Here is a 15294-nt window from a genome sequence, read left to right on the forward strand (position 1 = left end):
CAACTCGTGGACCCCGCGTCAGCGACCTCGGGTCAGGTATTTGGGGCGCGTGCCATCTCCTCCTCCAGGCGCCGGCGAACCTCTCCGGGCGACCCGGTATGGCGGGCCAGCAAGTCGTAGGCCACCGGCACCACGAACAGAGTGAAAAAGGTGGCGGCCGCCACGCCAGCGATGATGACCGTGCCGATCACCATGCGCGCCTCGGATCCGGCACCCGAGGAAACGATCAGCGGAATGGCGCCGGCCATGGTGGTCACCGCGGTCATCAGGATCGGGCGCAGGCGGGTGACGGAGGCCTCGATCAGCGCATCGCGGAAGGCCAGGCCCTGGTCGCGCAGCTGGTTGGCGAACTCCACGATCAGGATGCCGTTCTTGGCCGCCAGCCCGATCAGCATCACCAGGCCCACCTGGCTGTAGATGTTGAGTGACTGGCCGGTGAGCCACAGGCCGAGCAGGGCGCCGCTCATCGCCAGCGGCACGGTGAGCATGATCACGAAGGGGTGGACGAAGCTCTCGAACTGCGCCGCCAGTACCAGGAACACCACCAGCGCGCCCAGCACCAGCAGGAAGGTGGTAGCGCCGCTGGCTTCGCGGTAATCCCGCGAGGGCCCGGCCACGTTGGTCTGTGCCTCGGGGGGCAGGATCTCGCCGGCCGTCTGCTCGAGATAGTCCAGGGCCTCGCCCAGCGGGTAGCCGCCCTCCAGGTTGGCCTCGATGGTGATGGCGCGGATTCGGTTGAAACGGTTGAGCGTGCTGGCGCCAGCGAAGTCGGTCAGCGTCACCAGGCTCGCCAGCGGGATCAGCTCTCCTGAACGCGCCGAGCGCACCTGGATGTTGTCCAGCGCCCGTGGGCTGTTCTGCCTGGCCCGGTCGCCTTCGACGATGACGTCGTACTCCTCGCCGTTATCGACGTAGCGGGTCACGTTGCGCCCGCCCAGCATGACCTCCAGGGTACGCCCGATCTCGCTCACCGTGACCCCGAGTGCCGCCGCGCGTTCGTAGTCGATATCCACGCGCAGCTGCGGCTGGGTTTCGCGATAGTCGCTCTCCAGGCCGGTCAGGCGCGGGTTGTGCTCGCGAATGTGCTCGAGCATCAGGTCGCGCCACTCGGCGAGTTGCTCGTAAGTGCCCCCGCCGAGCACGAACTGTACCGGCTTTTCTATGCGCTGGCCGAAGCCCTGGCGCATGATCGGGATGGCCTGAACGCCGGGAAGATCGGCCAGGCGCCCGCGCACGTCGTCCATGATCTCCCAGGCGCTACGCCGCTCTCCCCAGGCGGCCATGTTGACGATGGCAAAGCCGCCGTTGAAGTTCTCTATGTTGCCGAAGCCGCGCGGGGCGCGCACCACCACGCGCTCGAGCTCGCCCGAGTCCACCAGCGGTTGCAGGCGCAGCTCGATCTCGTCCATGTAATCCATCATGTAGTCGAAGGTGGCACCTTCCGGCCCGTTGACGAGAATGAAGAAGTTGCCGCGGTCTTCCCGCGGGGTGTACTCGTTGGGCAGCTGTTCGGCCATCCATAGGGCGGCGACGACAAGGGCAACGAACAGGGCCAGCACGGCCAGGCGTGCCTTGAGCACCGCCTCGAGCAGCGAGCGGTAGATGCGCTGTGACAGCTCGAGCAACCACTGCACGCCGCGTGCCGCCAGGCTGTCGTCCATGCCGGGCTTGAGAATCTTCGAGGCCATCATCGGCGCGAGGGTAAGCGCCAGCAGGCTGGAGATGGCGACTGCCGCGGCCATGGTCAGGGCGAACTCGGAGAACAGCCGGCCCACGTTGCCCTGCAGGAAGCTCAGCGGCACGAACACTGCGATCAGTACCAGGGTGGTGGCGATCACCGCAAAGGCGATCTGGCGGGTGCCGCGGAAGGCCGCCACCAGCGGCGTCTCGCCGTAGTCGTGCATTCGTCGGGTGATGTTCTCGAGCACCACGATGGCGTCATCGACGATCAGCCCGATGGCCAGCACCAGCGCCAGCAGCGTGAGCAGGTTGATGGAAAAGCCCATCACCGCCAGCGCGATGAACGCGCCGATCACGGCGATGGGTACCGTCACGGCGGGCACCAGGGTGGTACGCACGTTGCCGAGGAACATGAAGATCACCACCACCACCAGGCCCAGGGCGATGAACAGTGTCAGTACCACCTGCTCGATGGCACCGGCCACGAATACCGAGGCGTCGAAGTTGAGGCTCAGCTGCATGCCCTCGGGCAGGGTACCCTGCAGCCGTTGCATTTCCGCCTGCACGCCCTGGGAGAGCTCCAGCATGTTGGCGGTGGATTGCATCATCATGCCGAGCCCGACCATGGGCACGCCGTTGGCGCGAAAGATCGAACGGTCGTCCACCGAGCCGACCTCGACCCGGGCCACGTCCCCTAGGCGAATCAAGGAGCCGTCGCGGCCCTGGCCGATGGCCAGGCGCTGGAAGTCCTCGGCCACGGCAAAGGCTCGCGGCAGGCGCACGATGAACTGGCGCTCGCGGGATTCGATCGAGCCGGCGGGCAGCTCGACGTTCTCGGCACGCAGCGCATTCTCCACGTCGCCGACGGTGAGGTTGCGTGCCGCCAGGGCGTTGCGGTCGATCCACACCCGCATGGCGTAGTCGCTTCCTCCACCCACGCGTACCCTCGCCACCCCGGGTTGCACCGAGAGGCGATCGGCGAGGTAGCGGTTGGCGTAGTCGGTCAGTTCCGGTATGGAGTAGCCCTCGCCGGACAGGCTCAGCCATAGCACGACGTCCTCGCTGGAATCCGTCTTCTGCACCTCGGGGGGATCGGCGTCGTCGGGCAGGTTGGGCTGGGCACCGCTGATGCGGTCGCGCACGTCGTTGGCCGCAGCGTCGATGTTCGTCTCGAGGCCGAATTCGATATCGATCCGCGAGCGGCCGTCCTCGCTCGATGAGGTCACCACCTCGATGCCCTCGATACCGGCAATGCGATCCTCAAGCACCTGGGTGATTCGCGACTCGACCACGTTGGCCGCAGCACCGGGATAGCGGGTATCGATGCTGATCACCGGCGGGTCGATGGAGGGGTACTCCTGCAGCGACAGCCGTTGCAGCGAGAGCAGGCCGAAGGCCACGATCAACAGCGCCAGCACCGTCGCCAGCACCGGCCGCTGGACCGAAACGTCGGACAGGCGCATTAGGCGCCTCCCTCTTCGCGATGCGCCTCGAGAATCTCGCGAATCGAATTCTCCTCGCTGGCGATGCCCTGCAGCCGCACCCGATCGCCCTCGCGGGCGCGCTGCACTCCATGGGAGACAACCAGCTCGTCGGCCTCGAGCCCTTCGAGAATTTCGGCCTGGCCAGTGCGGCGCTCGCCGACACGTACTTCGCGGCGCTCCAGGCGATTCTCGTCGGCCTCGTCGATGACCAGCACGTACTGGCGGTCGCCGCTGGGTATCAGCGCCGATTCGGGTACCACCACCGCTTGGCGCGGGCGACGCTGCAGCACGACCTCCATCAGCATGCCTGGACGCAGGCGACGCTCGTGGTTATCGAGCTCGGCGCGTACGGTAACGCTGCGGCTGACGGGGTCGACCCGCGAGCCGACGCTGGCCACTTCGCCCTCGAAGAGCTCGTCGGGAAAGGCCACGCTGCGTGCGGTGAGCGGAAGCCCGGGGGCGAGCATTGCCAGGTGGACCTCCGGCACGCTGAAGTCGAGCTTCATCACGTCGATCTTGTCCAGCGTGACAAGCTCGGTGCCGGGGGTGACCAGGCTCCCCAGGCTGATGTTACGAAACCCCACCACGCCATCGAACGGGGCGCGCAGGCGGTAGTTGGTCAGCCGTGCCTCCAGCGCCTGGATCTCTGCCTCCACCTGGCGCAGCCGCGCCTGGCTGTCCTCCACGTCGGCCCGTGGCGCCATGTTGCGGCTCTGCAGCTGGCTCAGACGATCGACCGCACCGCGACGCTCGTCGCGCAGGGCCTGGGCGACGCGCAACTGGGCACGCTCCTCGCCATCCTCGAGCCGGATCAGCAACTGGCCGGCCTCCACCGCCTCGCCGTCGCTGAAGTTCAGCTCGGCTACGATCTCCGTCACTGTGGCCGAGAGCGTCACGCTCTCGTCGGCGCGCAGGGTGCCGAGCGCCTCCAGCGGATCGGACCAGGGCTGAAGCTCGGCGCGGGCGCCGATCACCGCGGTGCGCTCCTGGGCCACCGCAGGCAGGGTGACGAACAGTGACGCCAAGGTGGCCAGGGAGAGAGTGGCGATCAGCCATACCAGGCCGGCCAGGGAGGCAAGCCGTCGGGGCGGTGAAGCAAGCATGAGGCGAGATGGGTTCATGGGGGCTCTTGTCGTGATTCGGCAGTCGCGAGGGGCCCGTCCGTGGCCGCTTACTTAACAGCCTACTCTTTTTGGCAGCATCGAATGTGACAACAAATTCACAACGGCGGTTCTACTTCGCCCTTTTGATCGTATAGGGGTTGTATAGATTCATCAATTCAGACGCCGCTTGTGCCTCACCGCGCATCTTTTTGCCCGCCTTCGCAAGATTCTTCCATCGCACTGCAAGAATTCTCCAAGCGTAACCGGTTTGTAACGGCGAAGCTGAGTCACGTGAGCCGGGGCAAGGGCGCCGGTCTCCAACAACAGCAAGCTTGGATAAAAAACCTGATTGGGAGAAAGATCATGAGCAAGCTGATGCAGGGTATCGCGCGCTTCTGGCGTGAGGAAGAGGGCACCGAAGTAGTAGAGTGGGCTCTTGTTGGTGGGCTGATTGTGGCGGCAGGAGCTGGGGTTTATGCCCTTATAGGAGCTCGCGTAGCGGTGCTGATGGGGCAGCTTCAGGCAGCTATTGGAGCTTGATAAAACCCATGCTAAATAAGAGGGTGTTCGTTTAGACACCCTCTTTATTGAACCAAATTAAACAGGAGGTGGATTTTTATGAAGGTTTTAGCGATAAATCTCCTGTTATTGATATTTCTCTGGGTGGCTGCAGCCTGGGATATGAAATATCGGAGAATTCCCAATCTTCTTGTTATGGCCGGGGCCGCCGTGGGGTTTCTGCTGCAAGGGGGGGCAGCAGGTGCCGGCGGTGTCCTGGCCGCCATCTACGGAATGCTCGTCGGACTGGCCATCTTGCTGCCGGGATACCTGATGGGCTTTACCGGCGCCGGCGATGCCAAGCTGATGGCTGCGGTAGGGACCTTTATCGGTCCGGTTGGAATATTGCAGGCTGCGATTTTCAGCATATTCATCGGTAGCATGGTTGCCCTCGGCTTCGCTTTTAGTGCCCTGGTTATGCGCCAGAGTGTATCACCATGGGGACGCTATTCACTGATGTTTCGTACTCTGGTTTTCACCGGAAGGCCACTCTATATTCCACCCGCTGATGGCGAGGTCATGGGTCGTAAATTTCCCTTCGCCGTCTCCATTGCCCTGGGCGTTACCGCCTGGATCGTCTGGCAGTGACCGCTGGCCTAGGTCGAGTACGTTTTAGGGAGGCGACGGCATGAATACGAAAAATAACACGCTGGGAGTCGACGATCTCACGCAGCCAGGCCTAGCGAATGAGGCCCATGTCGAATCCTTGCCGCTGCGGCCCACCAGTGCCGAGGAGACCGGCCTCTCGTCGCTCTACCTCGCCGACCTGCTTTCCAAGATCCTGCTCGAGCAGGGCGTACTCGACCTGCACCAGTTGAGTCGCCGCTCGGCCCTGGCCGGCAGCGTGGTGGAAGCCATCTGCCATCTGCTACGCCGCGAGGGGCGCGCCGAGGTGCGTGGCCAGGGTGAGAACGGCGTGCTGCGCTACGGCCTCACCGAGCTGGGCCGTGCCGCCGCCATGGAGGCCCTGGCCCGCGATGGCTACGCCGGACCCGCACCGGTGCCACTGGAGGCCTATACCGCCCGAGTTCGCGCTCAGGCCCTGAGTGACGCTGGCATCAGCCGCGAGCGGGTGATATCGGCGTTCGCCGATACCGTGATCGAGCCTGCGCTGCTCGACCAGCTGGGTCCCGGGCTGCACTCAGGGCGGGCCATGTTCATCCACGGCGAGCCGGGGACCGGCAAGAGTTACATCGCTCGTCGGCTGGTACGGTTGCTGCCCGGCGAAGTGCTGATTCCACACGCCATCCTAGCGGGCGGCAAGGCCGTGCGCTGCTTCGACCCCGCGGTACACAGTCCTCTGGCGCCGCCGGACGAGCCGCCCAATGCCGTCTCGTCGCTGTTGTTGGCCCAGGGCCACGACCCACGCTTCGTGCGCTGCCGGCGCCCCTGCGTGGTAGCCGGTGGCGAGCTGACCATGGAGCGCCTGGAGATCCAGTACGACGGCGCCACCCATATCCACCAGGCGCCGATCCAGCTACTGGCCAACAACGGCATGCTGGTGATCGACGACCTGGGTCGCCAGCGCATGCCGCCGATGGAATTGTTCAACCGCTGGATCGTGCCGCTAGAGGAGCGCCGCGACTTCCTGGCGCTGGCCAACGGCTACCATTTCAGCGTGCCCTTCGACGTGGCGCTGGTGTTCTCCACCAACCTCGACCCGCTATCGCTGGCCGATGCCGCCTTCCTGCGTCGCATCGGCTACAAGATTCGCTTCGCGCCGCTCGAGCCGGACGCCTACCGGCAGGTCTGGGCCCTGCAGTGTCGCGAGAGCGGTATTCCCTTCGATCCGACCCTGGTCGACTTCGTGATCTATGAGCTGCACGCGCGCCTCGGCGTGCCGCTGCTGGCTTGCCATCCGCGCGACCTGCTGGGGCTGGCGGCGGATCACCTGCGTTACTGGGGCGGCGAGGCACCCGACCGGGAGGTGCTCGCCTGGGCCTGGCAGACCTACTTCGGCGATTTCTCGGACAGCGACCGCCAAGGCGGTGACGGCAATACGAGCGGGAGGAACGCATCATGAAGAAGAAAGGCGTCATCACGATGTTCAGTGTCTCGCTGCTGATGGCCGGCGGTGCGGCGCTGATCGCCATGAGCTGGATGCAGCAGCAGAACCGGGAGCACGACCCCCTGGCCGAGGCCGGTCAGGTGGTAGTGGCCGCCCTGCAGATTCCCTTCGGCAGCACGGTTCAGGCCAGCGATCTCAAGATGCTGCGACTGCCTCCCGAATCGGTTCCCCCAGGTAGCTTCAACGACATCGAGAACGTCGTGGGACGGGTCAGCAACCAGGTGATCTACGCCGGCGAGATCCTTCACGAGGGTCGCGTGGCCGAGCACCTCGGTGGCAGCGCCCTGGCCGCGCTGCTCGATCCGGGCAAGCGGGCCATGAGCGTGCGGGTCGACGACGTGGTCGGCGTGGCCGGCTTCCTGCTGCCCGGCAACCGGGTCGACGTGGTCTCCACGCGCCAGAACGGCAACCGTAGCAGCGTCGAGTCGAGAACCGTGCTGCAAAACCTCAAGGTGCTGGCGGTGGACCAGATCGCCTCCCAGGAGCGCGACGGCCCGGTCATCGTGCGGGCGGTGACTCTGGAGGTCGACCCCACCCAGGCCGAAACCCTGGTCAAGGCCACCCAGGAGGGCAAGGTGCAGCTGACCCTGCGCAACCCGCTGGATACGGAGGAGAAACCCGACCTGCTGGCGGCCCAGCGCGAACTGCTCGACGTCGAGCCGCCCCGCGAGCGCAGCTCACCACCGCCACAGCGCACCAGCGTGGCCCAGGTGCAGCGTCGCGTGACAGTGATTCGCGGCACCGAAGCCAGCACGGTGAACGTGCGCAACTGAGGCGCCAGCGAAGAGCGGCAAGAGGCATCGGGCCTGGCTGCCGAAGCGGCTCGGCCAACCAAGAACAGGGGCAGGGGAGAAGCGTCATGAGCATTCAAGGTACACAGTGGAAGGGGCTATTAGTGGCGGGGCTCGCCGCCCTGGCCCTGGGCTGGGCCGCCACGCTGGAAGCGCAGGAGAGCACGCGCAGCGTGGCCATGCCGGTCGAGGGCCGCACGGTGTCGGTGTCGGTGGAGCTGAACAAGGCCCAGGTGCTGCAGTTCCCGCGGGCGGTACGGGTGGTGTCAGTGGGCAACCCCGAGATCGCCGACCTGGTGGTCATGGGGTCGCGCCAGCTTTATGTCCTGGGCAAATCCACCGGGACCACCAACGTGGTGCTGTGGGACCAGTCGGAAAACATTCAGGGCACCCTCAACGTCACCGTGACCCATGATCTCGAGGCGCTCAAGAGCCACCTGCACGTGCTGCTGCCGGACGAGAACATCCAGGTGCGCTCGGCCCAGGACAGCATCGTGCTCAGCGGCGAGGTCTCCAGCGCCGAGCGGCTCGACACCGCGCTGCGACTGGCAACCCGCTTTGCCGGCGGCGGCGAGGATGCGGTGCTCAACCTGATGCAGGTGGGCGGCGCCAACCAGGTCATGCTCGACGTGCGGGTGGCGGAGGTGTCGCGCTCGCTGGTCAAGCGGCTGGAAGCCAACTTCGACGTCTTCAACATCGGCTCGTCTGCATTCAGCGCCGGGGCGGTCAGCGGCGGGGCTACATTCCCCGATGCCATCTTCCAGGGACCGCAAGGCGATTTCCGCCTGCCGGTCTTCGAGAATGGCACGCGTACCCCACTGGGCCCGATGGTGCGTGAATTCGCACCTTCGGTTCCCAGCATCGAGGATACCGGCATCTTTGCCAGCTATCAGCGTGGCGACTACTTGCTCAACCTGGTGCTCGATGCGGCCAGCCGCGAGGGGGTGGCCAAGATCCTCGCCGAGCCCAATCTCACCACACTGACCGGCCAGCAGGCGCGCTTTCTCGCCGGCGGTGAGTTTCCCATTCCGGTACCCCAGGGCGATGGCCAGGTCGCCATCGAGCACAAGGAGTTCGGCGTCGGCCTGAGCTTCCTGCCGGTGGTGCTGGACTCCGGCTCGATCAACCTGCAGGTCGATGTCTCCGTCTCCGACCTGGTGCCCGCCAACAGCCTGCGCATCGGCGTGGGCGATCAGGTGGCGTCGCAGTTCTTCGTCCCGGCGCTGGTCAAGCGCAGTGCCAGTTCCAGCCTGGAGCTGGCCTCGGGGCAGACCATCGCCATCGCCGGCATGCTCAACGAAAGCCTGCGCGAGAACGTTTCCAAGCTGCCGGGGCTGGGCGAGCTGCCGGTGCTCGGCGCACTGTTCCGCAGCCAGGAGTACATCAAGGAGCAGACCGAGCTGGTGATCTTCGTCACCCCGCGGCTGGCGCGCTCCTTCGCGCCTGAGCAGGCACGGCTGCCCACCGGTTCGTTCGTTCCCCCCAGCGACCTCGAGTTCTACCTGCTCGGCCGCTACCAGGCCGGCGGTGGCGATGGAGGCTCGCGCCCGCGCCCCAGCAGCCTTGACCTGGAGCTGATGTCGAGCCGTCGCGAGGGCGGCACCGAGGGCCGCTTCGGCCATGACCTGTGAACCGAACACCATGACGGGAGTGCCCACCATGTCTTCACTACCTGCTTTCCCTCGTCGTTCCCCCCTGTCGCTCGGGCGCTGTGCCTGGATGGTGGCGTTCGTCGCCACCCTGGGGCTGGCCGGCTGCGTGGCGCCAAAGCCGGGTGCCGGCCTTCCTCCCTTCGGCGACACGGTGAATCACACCAAGCAGCTGCAGACCTACACGCCCGGTGACGACGCGCCCTCGCTGGGAGGCGACAAGGCGGTCGAAGCGATGCGGGGTTACCGCGGCGCCGAGGCGGGCCGGCAGACGTCGGTCCCCATGACCTCCAGCTCGCTGCCCTGAAGCGAACGAGAGGGAGGTGCCGTCAACGCAACGGCAAGACGGGTGCCGGTGGCATGCCGCCGGCGAACACAGCCACGACCAACGGGTGCATTCCCATGCTGACACGGCTCGAGATACGGCTGGTAGGACGCGCCAGGGCGGAGATGGAGGCGCTGGAAGCCCTGCTGCGCAGCCAGGGTGACATCAACGTCACGCAGCGCTTGCTCTACAACGGCAACGTCGACCCCCTGGAAGGCGTCGAAGCGCTGCCCGACGCGCTGGTACTGATGGTGGGCGACCACTGGGAGGCGGAGCTGATGGCGCTGTGCGAGCGCCCCGTAGGCGAGCGCCCGCCGCTGCTGGTGGTGGGGCCCAAGGGCAACGTGGAGCTGATCCGCCTGGCCATGCGCGCCGGTGCCCGCGACTACTTCTCGCCCCCGGTCGACGATGGCGAGATCAGCCGCTTCCTGCGCGAGATCGTACGCGACCGACGCGAGGAGCTGGCCCGCCCCGCGGCGAGCCTGACCGCGGTGATCAATGCCAAGGGGGGCTCCGGGGCGAGCCTGGTGGCGGCCAACCTGGCCCATCGCCTGGTGGTGGAGGGCAAGGAGTGCGCGCTGGTAGACCTGGACGTGCAGTTCGGTTCACTGCCGCTCTACTTCAACCTGATCCCGGACCATGGGCTGGTGCAGGCGCTGGAGGCCGCCGATAGCCTCGATACCCTGGCCATGTCGGCCTACGTCCAGCGCCACGAGAGTGGCCTCGGCCTGCTGGCCTCGTCGCCCGAGGATCGTGCCAGCCTGGCCGAGGTACCGGAGATTCGGGTCGAGCAGCTGCTGCACGTGCTGGGCCAGGATCATGACGAGGTGGTGGTCGACCTGCCGCGCTGGATCAACGGCGCCACGGCGTGCGTGCTGGAGCGTGCCGATCGCGTGCTGATGGTTATGCAGCAGAGCGTGGCACACCTGCATGATGCCCAGCGCCTGCGCGACATCCTGGTACATGAGCTGGGCCTGCCGCCGTCGCGCATCGCGGTGGTGGTCAACCGCTACGACAAGCGCAACGAGGTATCCCTCGGCGCCATCGGCGATGCGCTGCCGAAGCTGCCGCTGCACACCCTGCCCAACGACTATCGCCACGCCAGCCAGAGCATCAATGTCGGCAGCCCGTTGATCGACCTGGCGCGCAAGGCCGCCTTGACTCGATCGCTCAAGTCCCTGGCGCTCACGCTCGTGACACCGCGCGAGGCGCCGGCACGGACACGGCGCTGGTCACTGAGGCTGTGGAATCGCACCCAACATTGACGCTTACCGGGAGACGGGCTCATGAATTTCCGCGAACGCATGACGGCAGTTGAGGAAGATCGTTTCTGGGGCGGCCGCACACCGGCGGGAGCCAGCCTGTCGCCGGCCGAGCAGGAGTGCAAGCAGCGCCTGTTTCGCCAGCTGGTCAAGGTGATGGATCTGGCACTGCTCAGCACGCTGGAAGAGCGTGAGGCACGCAGCCAGGTACAGCAGGTGTGCGAGGCGCTGATGAGCAAGGAGACGCTGCCGTTCAACGCAGCGGTGCGCCAGCGAATCGTCAGCGAGCTTCAGGATGAAGTGCTGGGCCTGGGACCGCTGGAGACCCTGCTCGCCGACAAGACGGTGTCGGACATTCTGGTCAACGGCACCAACCCCATCTATGTCGAGCGCCGTGGCAAGCTGGAGCGGACCCTGCTGCGCTTCGACAGCGATCAGCACCTGATGACCATCATCGACCGCATCGTATCGAGCGTGGGACGACGCGTCGACGAGTCTTCGCCGATGGTCGATGCGCGGCTCAAGGATGGCTCGCGGGTCAACGCGGTGATCCCGCCGCTGGCCATCGACGGGCCGATGCTGTCGATCCGCCGCTTCGCCGTGGACCGGCTGACGGTGGAAAATCTGATCGCTCACGGAAGCCTCTCGCCGGTCATCGCCCAACTGCTGGAGAAGGTGGTCAAGGCGCGGCTCAACGTGCTGGTCTCGGGCGGTACCGGTGCCGGCAAGACCACGCTGCTCAACGTGCTGTCGGGCTTCATTCCGCCCGACGAGCGCATCGTCACCATCGAGGACTCCGCCGAGCTGCAGCTGCAGCAACCCCACGTCGGCCGCCTCGAGACGCGCCCGCCAAACATCGAGGGGCGTGGTGAGGTGTCCCAGCGTGACCTGGTGCGCAACAGCCTGCGCATGCGCCCCGACCGCATCATCGTCGGCGAGGTTCGCGGCGGCGAGGCCTTCGACATGCTCCAGGCGATGAACACCGGTCACGACGGATCCCTGACCACCATCCACGCCAACACGCCGCGCGATGCACTGACGCGGATAGAGAACATGGTGGCGATGAGCGGCTTCCAGCTGCCGCCGCGGGCGCTGCGTTCGCAGATCGCCTCGGCCATCGACCTGGTGGTGCAGGTGGAGCGCCAGGAGGACGGCGTGCGGCGCCTGGTCAGCGTGCAGGAGGTCAACGGCCAGGAGGGGGATATCATCACCATGTCGGAACTGTTCCGCTTCGAGCGTGAGGGCCTCGACGAACATGGCCGTGTGGTGGGGCAGTACCAGGCAACCGGCGTGGTGCCGGGCTTCTACGACCACCTCAAGCGGCGCGGGCTCGACCCGGGGCTGGAAGTCTTCCAATTGGGCGGGGGGCAGCGGCCATGGGCATAAACCTCAATCTCTCCGACGAGACGATCTTCATCGGCATGATCTTCATCGCCGCCTTCCTGCTGATGCAGAGCTTTTTGGTGCCGACATTCGGTGAAAACCGCAAGGCACAGAAGCGGCTCAAGAAGCGCTTGAGGGCCATCTCGGCCGAGGCTGAACGCGGCCAGGCATCCCTGGTGCGGCGCAAGTACCTGCGTGAGCTGTCGCCGCTGGAGCGGGCGATCGAGGCGCTGCCCGGAATGGCGCGGGTCGAGCGGCTGGTCGAGCAGGCCGGGCTTGAGACACCGGCCTACCGGGTAGTGCTGCAGAGCGTCTGCCTGGGGGGCTTGTTCGGCGTGGCCGGCTTCTATCTGCTGCCCCAGCCGCTGTTGGGCGTGCTGCTGGGGCTGGGTGTGGCGATGCTGCCCTTTCTGCACCTTAAGCGGCTGCGCAGCAAACGCCTGGCGCGCTTCGAGGAGCAGCTGCCCGACGCCTTGATCATCATGGCGCGAGCGCTACGGGCGGGGCACCCGTTCAGCGACGCCATGCACCTGGTGGCCGAGGAGATGGCGGACCCCATCGCCGGCGAATTCCGCACCACCTTCATGGAGATCAACTACGGCGGCGAGGTGCGTAACGCCATGCTGGGCATGCTGGAGCGGGTGCCGAGCGTGACCGTGATGGTGTTCACCACCTCGGTGCTGATCCAGAAGGAGAGCGGCGGCAACCTGGCCGAGTTGCTCGATGGCCTGGCCGCGGTGGTGCGCGACCGCTTCCGCTTCCAGCGCAAGGTGCGCACCTATTCCGCCCCAGGGCGCATGGCGGCCTGGATTCTCTCGCTGCTGCCGTTCGCCATGGCTGGCGTGCTCACCTTGGTGTCGCCGAACTTCCTGCCCATGCTCACCCAGGATCCGGTGGGGCGGCAGCTGGTCGTAGCGGCATTCGTCATGATCGTGGTCGGCATCCTGTGGATGCGCCGCAACGTGCGCATCGACGTCTGAGGAGGGCTCGCTTATGGACATGGTCACCGTTTGGATCGACAGGCTCGGTGCCTTCATGGAAGACCCGTATGCCATGCAGCTCGGCTTCGCCGCCCTGCTGGGCATGGCGGTCTTCACCCTGCTGGTGGCGCTGGTACTGCTGTTCATCGGAATGTCGGATCCGTTGCGCCGTCGCCTCAGGCATCTCGAGGCCAGCGCCGAGGCGGCCGGAGGACACAGTATGTCGGAAGCGGGCGGCATGGTTCAGTGGCTGGGCCCGATGGGCGAAAAGCTGGTACCCGACAAGGAGGAGGTGCGTAGCCGCATCGCTACGGAACTGCGCCATGCCGGCAAGCGCTCGCCGTCGGCGGTCAGCCTGTTCTACGGCATCCGCCTGTTGCTCTCCGTGGTGCCACCGATCCTGCTTCTGCTGCTGCTTCCCTTCGTGCGCATTCCACCTGCGATCGCGATTCTGCTGGTCCTCGTCACGGCCATCGTCGGCTACCTGCTGCCGCGCTTCTGGCTGGAGCGCGCGATCAAGCGGCGCACCACGTTGCTGCGTCGCGGCCTGCCCGACGCGCTGGATCTGCTGGTGGTATGCAGCGAAGCCGGCCTGGGGCTGGGGGCGGCCATCCAGCGGGTGGCGCGGGATCTCGAAGTGAGCCATCCGGAACTGGCCGACGAACTGCACCTGTTCGGCATGCAGACCCGCGCGGGCATGGACAACAAGACTGCCCTGCGCGATCTCGAAGAGCGCACCGGGGTCGAGGATATCCGCGGTCTGGTCACGACCCTGCTGCAGAGCATGCGCTTCGGCACCAGCATCGCCATGACCTTGCGCCTGTTCGCCGTGGAACTGCGTGACAAACGCACCCAGGAGGCCGAGGAGAAGGCCGCCAAGGTCAGCACCAAGATGCTGTTTCCACTGATCTTCTGTGTCTTCCCCAGCTTCTTCGTGGTGGCCCTGGGGCCGCCGCTGCTGGGGGCGGCTGCCGCCCTGTCCGGGCGCTGAACCAGCCAACGTCATCCACGAGCGGGAGAGCGATAGCCATGAAAACCGTCACCAATACCGTAGCGAGAATTCGTACTGTCTGGAGCGCCGCCGCGCTGACCCTGGCACTGGGCGGCTGTGCCGCTACCGGAGGGCCACCCCAGGAGGGTGACGTCTATGGGTCGCTGAGCGGCGGTGGGTCATCCGTAGCCTATAGCACCGCCTTCCCGGTGGGCTCTCCCGAGGAAGCCTACCGCAACGGCGATGCCGCATTGCGGGCCGGTGATTCCGATCGGGCGCTGTTCGAGTACCTGCGTGGGCTGCGCATGGAGGAGCGGCCCAAGGCCGATCCGCTCTATCGGGTCGGGATCATCCACCATGGGCGCGGCAATCACGAGCTAGCCGGTACGGCCTATCGCTGGGTACTGGACATCGAGTCCAACCATGCCGGAGCGGGAACGGCGCTTGGCATCATCCTGATTCAGCAGCGTGACTACGAGCAGGCCGAGCGCTATCTGGCGCCCATCGTGGCACGCCGCCATGCCCCCTGGCAGGCCCATAATGCCCTGGGGGTGATCGCCGATATCAATGCCGACCACGCCGCGGCACAAGCCCACTATGCGCGCGCCCTGGAGGTGAGCCCGAGAACGCCCCTGGTGCTCAACAATCAAGGCTACTCGCGCTATCTGGCCGGTGATCTGGCGGGCGCCCGCCAGTCGCTGCGCCAGGCGGTGAGCGTCAACCCCGACTACGACCTGGCCTGGCGCAACTTGGGGCTCGTGCACGCCCGTGAAGGGGACTACGACACTGCCATCGAGGCGGTGGCCCGCAGCGGTGACCGTGCCAAGGCCTACAACGACATCGGCTATATCTCGATGCTCGAAGGCCGCTATCAGGACGCCATGGGCTTCTTCGAGGAGGCGATGCGCCTGTCGCCGGCCTATTACGTCACCGCCAGCGAAAACGCCCGCAGCCTGAACCAGCTGATCCGTCGCCACGGCGGTGAAGCCATCAACTGACGGGGCATGACCCCGGCGCACC

At 66.1% G+C, this 15294-nt stretch carries 13 protein-coding genes; 11 read left to right on the plus strand and 2 right to left on the minus strand.

Features of this window, described 5'->3' with window-relative positions; genetic code table 11:
• Window positions 1-32: 32 nt before the first annotated feature.
• Together HNO53_RS07740 and HNO53_RS07745 are read right to left on the minus strand one after the other, a co-directional pair.
• Window positions 33-3143, minus strand: a complete 3111-nt coding sequence (locus HNO53_RS07740) for an efflux RND transporter permease subunit (RefSeq protein WP_209477552.1) — start codon at window positions 3141-3143, stop codon at window positions 33-35.
• Window positions 3143-4285 carry an efflux RND transporter periplasmic adaptor subunit gene (locus tag HNO53_RS07745; RefSeq protein ID WP_242597572.1) on the minus strand — a complete coding sequence of 381 codons (1143 nt, stop codon included), beginning with the start codon at window positions 4283-4285 and terminating at the stop codon, window positions 3143-3145. Before HNO53_RS07745 ends, HNO53_RS07740 begins: the two co-directional genes overlap by 1 nt.
• A 345-nt stretch (window positions 4286-4630) precedes the next feature.
• On the opposite strand from HNO53_RS07745, the gene HNO53_RS07750 reads away from it, so the two are divergent.
• The 11 genes from HNO53_RS07750 (at window position 4631) to HNO53_RS07800 (ending at window position 15272) form a co-directional block, all read left to right on the plus strand.
• Entirely contained in the window at window positions 4631-4807 is a 177-nt protein-coding gene (locus HNO53_RS07750) for a Flp family type IVb pilin (RefSeq protein WP_209477553.1), read from the plus strand.
• A 78-nt stretch (window positions 4808-4885) separates the two neighbouring features.
• Window positions 4886-5413, plus strand: coding sequence for an A24 family peptidase (locus HNO53_RS07755; protein WP_209477554.1), 528 nt, complete (start codon window positions 4886-4888; stop codon window positions 5411-5413).
• Window positions 5414-5453: 40 nt separating this feature from the next.
• A complete protein-coding gene (locus HNO53_RS07760) occupies window positions 5454-6848 on the plus strand; it encodes a P-loop NTPase and SpoVK domain-containing protein (RefSeq protein WP_209477556.1) in 1395 nt (464 codons plus the stop codon).
• Complete coding sequence (gene cpaB, locus HNO53_RS07765; RefSeq protein ID WP_209477558.1) at window positions 6845-7666, plus strand: Flp pilus assembly protein CpaB; 822 nt, start codon at window positions 6845-6847, stop codon at window positions 7664-7666. Before HNO53_RS07760 ends, cpaB begins: the two co-directional genes overlap by 4 nt.
• An 86-nt stretch (window positions 7667-7752) precedes the next feature.
• Complete coding sequence (locus HNO53_RS07770; RefSeq protein ID WP_209477560.1) at window positions 7753-9315, plus strand: type II and III secretion system protein family protein; 1563 nt, start codon at window positions 7753-7755, stop codon at window positions 9313-9315.
• Between the two features lie 28 nt (window positions 9316-9343).
• Window positions 9344-9640, plus strand: coding sequence for a hypothetical protein (locus HNO53_RS07775; protein ID WP_209477562.1), 297 nt, complete (start codon window positions 9344-9346; stop codon window positions 9638-9640).
• Between the two features lie 95 nt (window positions 9641-9735).
• A complete protein-coding gene (locus HNO53_RS07780) occupies window positions 9736-10923 on the plus strand; it encodes a CpaE/TadZ family protein (RefSeq protein WP_209477564.1) in 1188 nt (395 codons plus the stop codon).
• A gap of 21 nt (window positions 10924-10944) precedes the next feature.
• Window positions 10945-12306, plus strand: a complete 1362-nt coding sequence (locus HNO53_RS07785) for a TadA family conjugal transfer-associated ATPase (protein WP_209477566.1) — start codon at window positions 10945-10947, stop codon at window positions 12304-12306.
• Window positions 12297-13283 (plus strand): type II secretion system F family protein, encoded by a 987-nt coding sequence (locus tag HNO53_RS07790; protein ID WP_209477568.1) that lies wholly within the window; start codon window positions 12297-12299, stop codon window positions 13281-13283. The genes HNO53_RS07785 and HNO53_RS07790 overlap by 10 nt, the downstream gene beginning before the upstream one ends.
• Before the next feature lie 13 nt (window positions 13284-13296).
• Complete coding sequence (locus HNO53_RS07795; protein WP_209477569.1) at window positions 13297-14274, plus strand: type II secretion system F family protein; 978 nt, start codon at window positions 13297-13299, stop codon at window positions 14272-14274.
• Window positions 14275-14312: 38 nt separating this feature from the next.
• Window positions 14313-15272 carry a tetratricopeptide repeat protein gene (locus tag HNO53_RS07800; RefSeq protein WP_209477570.1) on the plus strand — a complete coding sequence of 320 codons (960 nt, stop codon included), beginning with the start codon at window positions 14313-14315 and terminating at the stop codon, window positions 15270-15272.
• Window positions 15273-15294 lie beyond the last annotated feature (22 nt).

The organism is Billgrantia antri (assembly GCF_017868935.1).
Lineage (GTDB): Bacteria > Pseudomonadota > Gammaproteobacteria > Pseudomonadales > Halomonadaceae > Halomonas > Halomonas antri.

Coding starts and splice junctions, on each gene's coding strand:
- HNO53_RS07740 (WP_209477552.1), bottom strand. CDS start 3,143: ATGCGCCTGTCCGACGTTTCGGTCCAGCGGCCGGTGCTGGCGACGGTG.
- HNO53_RS07745 (WP_242597572.1), bottom strand. CDS start 4,285: ATGAACCCATCTCGCCTCATGCTTGCTTCACCGCCCCGACGGCTTGCC.
- HNO53_RS07750 (WP_209477553.1), top strand. CDS start 4,631: ATGAGCAAGCTGATGCAGGGTATCGCGCGCTTCTGGCGTGAGGAAGAG.
- HNO53_RS07755 (WP_209477554.1), top strand. CDS start 4,886: ATGAAGGTTTTAGCGATAAATCTCCTGTTATTGATATTTCTCTGGGTG.
- HNO53_RS07760 (WP_209477556.1), top strand. CDS start 5,454: ATGAATACGAAAAATAACACGCTGGGAGTCGACGATCTCACGCAGCCA.
- cpaB (WP_209477558.1), top strand. CDS start 6,845: ATGAAGAAGAAAGGCGTCATCACGATGTTCAGTGTCTCGCTGCTGATG.
- HNO53_RS07770 (WP_209477560.1), top strand. CDS start 7,753: ATGAGCATTCAAGGTACACAGTGGAAGGGGCTATTAGTGGCGGGGCTC.
- HNO53_RS07775 (WP_209477562.1), top strand. CDS start 9,344: ATGTCTTCACTACCTGCTTTCCCTCGTCGTTCCCCCCTGTCGCTCGGG.
- HNO53_RS07780 (WP_209477564.1), top strand. CDS start 9,736: ATGCTGACACGGCTCGAGATACGGCTGGTAGGACGCGCCAGGGCGGAG.
- HNO53_RS07785 (WP_209477566.1), top strand. CDS start 10,945: ATGAATTTCCGCGAACGCATGACGGCAGTTGAGGAAGATCGTTTCTGG.
- HNO53_RS07790 (WP_209477568.1), top strand. CDS start 12,297: ATGGGCATAAACCTCAATCTCTCCGACGAGACGATCTTCATCGGCATG.
- HNO53_RS07795 (WP_209477569.1), top strand. CDS start 13,297: ATGGACATGGTCACCGTTTGGATCGACAGGCTCGGTGCCTTCATGGAA.
- HNO53_RS07800 (WP_209477570.1), top strand. CDS start 14,313: ATGAAAACCGTCACCAATACCGTAGCGAGAATTCGTACTGTCTGGAGC.